This is a genomic window from Klebsiella sp. HMSC09D12 (assembly GCF_001808475.1).
GTDB lineage: Bacteria > Pseudomonadota > Gammaproteobacteria > Enterobacterales > Enterobacteriaceae > Klebsiella > Klebsiella oxytoca.
In genome coordinates, this window is record NZ_KV793423.1 from 1 (window position 1) to 5,806 (window position 5,806).

The window sequence follows — 5,806 nt, forward strand, 5'->3', positions numbered from 1 at the left end:
CGTGCTTTATTTTCCGTTTTCTGAGACGACCCCAGGTTCAGCTGGCCCGGTATTTTCATCTTGATGAACGCGATCTTGTTTTTATTAATCAGCGCCGGGGGAAACATAACCGATTTGGGATTGCCCTTCAGCTAACCACGGCCCGTTTTCTGGGAACCTTCCAGACCGATCCCTTGCAAATACCTCCCGGCGTCCGAAATTACGTTGCATTACAGCTGAACATTCATCGCCCTGAGATCATGGCCCGATACGCCCAGAGAGAGAATACCCGTTGGGAGCATCAAAGGCTGATCAGGCAACACTCTGACTACCATGATTTTGGCGATTTCCCCTGGTCGTTCAGACTGAAACGTCTGCTTTATATCCGCACATGGCTCAGTAACGAGCGCCCCGGTCTGATGTTCGATTTTGCCACGGCATGGTTGCTCCAGAATAAAGTATTGTTGCCCGCAGCCTCAGCGCTGACGAGGCTCATTGGCGAAATTCGTGAGCGGGCAAGCAGGCGTTTGTGGCGCAGACTGGCTGCATTACCTGACAGCTGGCAGACTGAGCAACTGGCCGGTCTGCTTGTCATACCGGAAGGACAGCGGGTTTCCGTGATGGAGCAGATACGAAAAGGGCCCGTCAACGTCAGTGGTCCGGCCTTTACTGACGCACTTCAGCGCTACACACGCCTGCGCAGCCTGGAGTTTTCCCGGCTGAATTTTGCCGGGCTGCCTGCAATTCAACTCCGCAACCTGGCTCGTTATGCTGGCATGGCTTCGGTAAAATATATCGCCAGAATGCCGGAGGAACGGCGGCTGGCCATCCTGACCGCGTTTGTTAAAGCACAGGAAATTTTGGCACTCGATGAGGCTGTCGATGTTCTGGATCTGCTGATCCTCAATATCACGCGTTCAGCGAAGCAAACCGGGCAGAAAAAACGGCTCAGAACGCTCAAAGATCTTGATCGCGCGGCGCTACTTCTGGCACATGCATGTACGCTTTTACTGGATGATAAAATGGATGACGCAGCGCTGCGTCAGACTATTTTCAGCCACGTACCAAAGAACCGGCTGGCGGAATCCGTAGGTAAAGTCAATGAGCTTGCCCGCCCGCAGGACACAAATTTCCAGGATGAAATGGTCGAGCAATATGGACGGGTTAAGCGCTTTCTGCCAGCGATGCTGCGTGATTTACATTTTCAGTCTGCCCCTGCCGGCGAAAATACGCTATCGGCCATACATTACCTGGCCGAACTGAGTGGTTCGAAAAAACGCCTCCTGGAGAATGCGCCTGAGCAGATCATTACAGGTCCCTGGAAACGTCTGGTGTACGACTCCGAAGGCCGGATACAGCGTGCAGGATACTCATTGTGCCTGCTGGAACGCCTTCAGGATTCGCTGCGTCGCCGCGATATCTGGCTGGAGAACAGCGATCGCTGGGGCGATCCGCGTCAGAAGTTTCTTCAGGGGAAAGAATGGCAGGCTCAGCGGATCGCCGTATGCCGGGCGCTTGGACACCCCACCGATGGTGGAAATGCCGTTAAACAGCTGGCAACCGAACTGGACGAAACCTGGAAAACGGTGGCCTCACGCTTTGAGCTGAATGCTGCCGTGAGCATCTGTCATCAGGGTAAATATCCGTCCCTGACCATCAGCAGTCTGGAAAAACTGGAAGAACCGCAGCCGCTGATTCTTCTGAACAGCCGCGTCAGGCAGCTGGTCCCCCCTGTTGATCTGACAGAGCTGCTGCTTGAAATTGACGCCCGGACTGGTTTTACCCGCGAATTCACTCATGTGAGTGAGTCTGAAGCCCGTGCTCAGGATCTTAACATCAGCCTGTGTGCCGTACTGCTCGCTGAAGCCTGCAATATCGGACATGAACCGCTGATCAAACACAGTATTCCGGCACTGACCCGCCACCGTCTGAGCTGGGTAAAACAAAACTACATTCGGGCTGAAACGCTGGTCAGCGCTAATGCCCGGTTGGTCGATTTTCAGTCCACGCTGGAACTGTCTGAGCGCTGGGGCGGCGGAGAAGTGGCTTCTGCAGATGGGATGCGCTTTGTCACTCCTGTAAAAACGCTGAACTCTGGCCCTAACAGAAAATACTTTGGCTCAGGGCGTGGGATCACCTGGTACAATTTTGTTTCTGACCAGTATTCCGGCTTTCACGGCATCGTTATCCCCGGTACGTTGCGTGACTCTATCTTTGTGCTGGAAGGGCTTCTGGAGCAGCAGACGGGGCTGAATCCGGTGGAGATTATGACGGACACTGGAGGGTCCAGCGACATTATCTTTGGCCTGTTCTGGCTGCTGGGCTACCAGTTTTCGCCCCGCCTGGCAGATGCCGGTGAGGCGGTATTTTGGCGTGCAGATAAAAATGCGAACTACGGGGTACTGGATGAGCTGGCGCGGGGATGCGTTGAACTGTCAAAGATAGAAACCCAATGGGATGAAATGATGAGGGTTTCCGGTTCTCTGAAGCTGGGTACAGTCCACGCCTCAGAACTTGTGGGCTCGCTTTTAAAAAGTTCCCGTCCGTCAGGGCTGGCGCAGGCGATTATGGAGGTGGGACGGGTCAACAAGACGCTGTACCTCCTCAACTACATTGATGATGAAGAATATCGTCGCAGGATACTGACTCAGCTTAACCGGGGAGAAGGCCGTCACGCCGTGGCAAGGGCGATCTGTTACGGCCAACGTGGTGAGATTAGAAAACGTTACCGTGAGGGGCAGGAGGATCAACTGGGTGCGCTGGGGCTTGTCACTAACGCAGTTGTATTGTGGAACACGCTTTATATGCAGGAAGCGCTATCACATTTGCGCAGCGCTGGTGAGATCCCGGAAGACGAGCATATCTCACGCCTGTCGCCACTGATGTACGGTCATATCAACATGCTGGGACATTATACGTTCACGCTGCCGGAAAATATTCTGAAGGGAGAGTTGAGGCCATTAAATTTCAATTCAAACAATGAATTATTGCCTTAACGTGGTTTTTTACACGATTGAACCTCGAACCCCGCAGCTGGTCCTGAAGACTATTGATTCTGCACAGCAGGAAATCCGGCTGATGGGGTATTCCTTTACCTCACCTGAAGTCGCCGGTGCGCTTGTCAGGGCAAAGCGGCGTGGTGTCGATGTGAAGGTGGTTCTGGACTGGAAAGCCAATACCGGCAAGCAAAACCAGGCGAGCCTGGCGGCCATGAATCTTCTGGTCAATGCCGGCATCCCGGTGCGCACAGTGTCGCAGTACAAAATCATGCACGATAAAGTCATCATTGCCGATGGCCGCAATATTGAAGTCGGGTCTTTTAACTACACCCGCGCCGCTGAACGCGTCAATTCAGAGAACGTGCTTGTCGTATGGGATGTTCCAGTCGTAGCTCAACGCTATCTGCAGCACTGGCAGTCTCGCTGGAATGGCGGTACTGATTGGCATTCATCGTACTAACGATCACATTGAACACATTTTTTCTGCGCCAACAGGAAAAATGTATTTTACATTAAATTAATGTGTGCACTCGCTGCCTATAAAGACATGTAGTATCTTTGTCCAGGTATTTTGTTAAATGCTTGAGGAGGCAGAGATGTCACAGGTCGTTAACGGAGTTACTTCCTCATCGAAACGTCCCTACCGGAAAGGGAACCCACTTAGCGATGCTGATAAACAGCGATCTTCAGTGGCAAAGAAAAGGGCCACCCATAAAGAAGTTAAAGTGTTCCTGGAACCACAGCTCAAAGACATATTGATGAAAATGTGTCATGACGATGGGTTAACACAGGCTGAAGTACTGTCCCGGTTGATCCAACGCGAAGCATTAGCCAGAAACATATCTTAATGGGCTTACTTTCTTGAACCTTTACCCGATGAGTGTTAAATTGCTGCGAGATTAGAGCTTTTGGTGTGCCACGCCGTAAGGTGGCAGGGAGCTGGTTTTGTGGATGTTTACCCGGAACCAGAAAGCAAAAACCCCGATAATCTTCTTCAATCTTGGCGGACAGAAAAGATTAACGGGGCCTTCATAAACTGCATAGAACGTGTTGCTCTATGCAGGGAGTATAGAATTATGCCCAGAAAAGTTCAAGACCTTCTGTGCTCACTCCTTCCGTGCAACATAAGCGCAGGAAGCGGTGACTGATATCCTTCAAAACCACTATTCACAGGTTAAAAACCCGAACCCGGTTTTCACGCCGCGAGAAGGGAAAAAGACCCTGCCGTTCTGCCGTAAGCTGATGGCGAAAGCCGAAGGCTTCACGTCCCGTTTTGATTTTTCCATTCATGTGGCGTTTTTGCGTTCGCTGGGTAAGCGTCACCGGATGCCACCCCTGTTGCGCCGGCGTGCAATTGACGCGCTACTGCAGGCAATGTGTTTTCACTATGATCCGCTGGCCAATCGCGTGCAGCGCTCGATTATCAATATGGCCATCGAGTGTGGACTGGCCACCGAGTCCAGGAACGGCAACCTGTCAGTCAGCCGTGCCACCCGGGCGCTGAAGTTTCTGGCCGAGCTGGGGCTCATCACCTATCAGACTGAATATGACCCGCAGATCGGCTGTAACATCCCGACCGATATCACCTTCACCCCGGCTCTGTTTTCCGCGCTTGACGTTTCTGAGGTGGCTGTGGTGGCCGCGCGCCGCAGCCGTGTGGAGTGGGAAAACCTGCAGCGCAAAAAGCAGAAACTGAAACCCCTGGAGATGGACGAACTGATCGCAAAAGCATGGCGGTTTGTGCGTGAGCGTTTTCGCAGCTATCAGGCTGAGCGTAAATCTCACGGCCGGAAGCGGGATACTGCACGGCGGGATGCATCACGGCAGCGTCATGACATTGAGACGCGCGTGCGTCAGCAACTGACTCGCGAATACGCCACCGGCCGCTTCAGGGGAGATAAAGAAGCGCTGAAGCGTGAGGTTGAGCGCCGTGTGCAGGAGCGCATGCTGCTGTCGCGCGGGAACAACTACACGCGACTGGCCACTGTACCCATATAACATCACCTTCTTTAAAAAATCCGGCCGGCGCCGGAGGCTTTCGCACGCCTGTTGGCCGGCTACTACGTATTATCTCATCTTCAGACCTGCATTCCTCACCATAATTCCGGTCTTCCTGGCGTCAAAGTGGCCTTAAATGTTATCGCCTGCGTCACTTCTGACGGCCGAATTCTGTTATCCACATATAACTGCAAGGGAGTATTTCATATAGCGCGAACCGATATTTTCGTAGAGCGCCAGCCGTCGGACTTTCAGGGCGCATGGTTCCTTTTAAACATCAGCTCTGTATCTCTTTTAAAGATCCTTTAATAAATCCTGTAAACACATAACCTGTTCATCGCCTGCCCTGTGGACAGGCTCAGGAGAATGCCCGCCCTTGCAGCGACCTCCCGGTCGCGCCGGTTCGGCAACCTCAGAGAGAGCTCCCATCGCTTCGCGACGGGCCCCGACCGGATAACCACATTAGTTACAGCATTCAAATGGAAAATCATCATAAAACCGGCGCCGGTTTGACAGCCAGGTGCCCCTCCCCACCACTGAAAAGCGCCGCCGCCCCCGGCCGAAGGCCGGGAGTAGTGTCGCTTTTAATGATGGGTGTTGTAACTATTCTTCTTCATCGCTGTGGGTGGAGCTGCGGTTAGTTGTCTGGTACACGCTCGTAAGCGGCCCTCCGGCCCGCTAACGCGGAGATACGCCCCGACTGCGGCTGTCGCCTTGTCGGGACCACTCCGACCGCGTACAGATGCGTCTGAGATGTTTTAAGCGGGTATGGCTTATCAGGGCGGGGGAAGGGATTGGCAGAACCTGTCAAAACAGCAGCCGGCTGCGCC

Annotated in this window: 4 protein-coding genes and 1 pseudogene; all 5 read left to right on the forward strand. The window is 53.2% G+C overall.

Translation table 11 applies throughout. From position 1 onward, the window contains the following. The first annotated feature begins 8 nt into the window (after positions 1-8). The 5 genes and pseudogenes from HMPREF3178_RS05355 to repA all read left to right on the forward strand — a co-directional run bounded on the left by HMPREF3178_RS05355 (position 9) and on the right by repA (position 4,976). Positions 9-2,975: a Tn3 family transposase gene (locus tag HMPREF3178_RS05355; protein WP_070585048.1), complete on the forward strand. Its 2,967-nt coding sequence runs from the start codon at positions 9-11 to the stop codon at positions 2,973-2,975. 28 nt (positions 2,976-3,003) lie between these two features. Continuing rightward, a pseudogene (locus tag HMPREF3178_RS05360) lies at positions 3,004-3,438 on the forward strand (phospholipase D family protein); the annotation flags it as partial. Between the two features lie 136 nt (positions 3,439-3,574). Next, complete coding sequence (locus tag HMPREF3178_RS05365; protein WP_009309889.1) at positions 3,575-3,826, forward strand: replication regulatory protein RepA; 252 nt, start codon at positions 3,575-3,577, stop codon at positions 3,824-3,826. 228 nt (positions 3,827-4,054) lie between these two features. Next, entirely contained in the window at positions 4,055-4,126 is a 72-nt protein-coding gene (gene tap, locus HMPREF3178_RS32070) for a RepA leader peptide Tap (protein ID WP_012539968.1), read from the forward strand. Then, positions 4,119-4,976, forward strand: a complete 858-nt coding sequence (repA, locus tag HMPREF3178_RS05370; protein ID WP_070585047.1) for an incFII family plasmid replication initiator RepA — start codon at positions 4,119-4,121, stop codon at positions 4,974-4,976. The genes tap and repA overlap by 8 nt, the downstream gene beginning before the upstream one ends. Positions 4,977-5,806: the final 830 nt, after the last annotated feature.

Excerpts from the sequence above, each read along its gene's own strand:
- HMPREF3178_RS05365 (WP_009309889.1), top strand. The coding sequence starts at position 3,575 with ATGTCACAGGTCGTTAACGGAGTTACTTCCTCATCGAAACGTCCCTAC.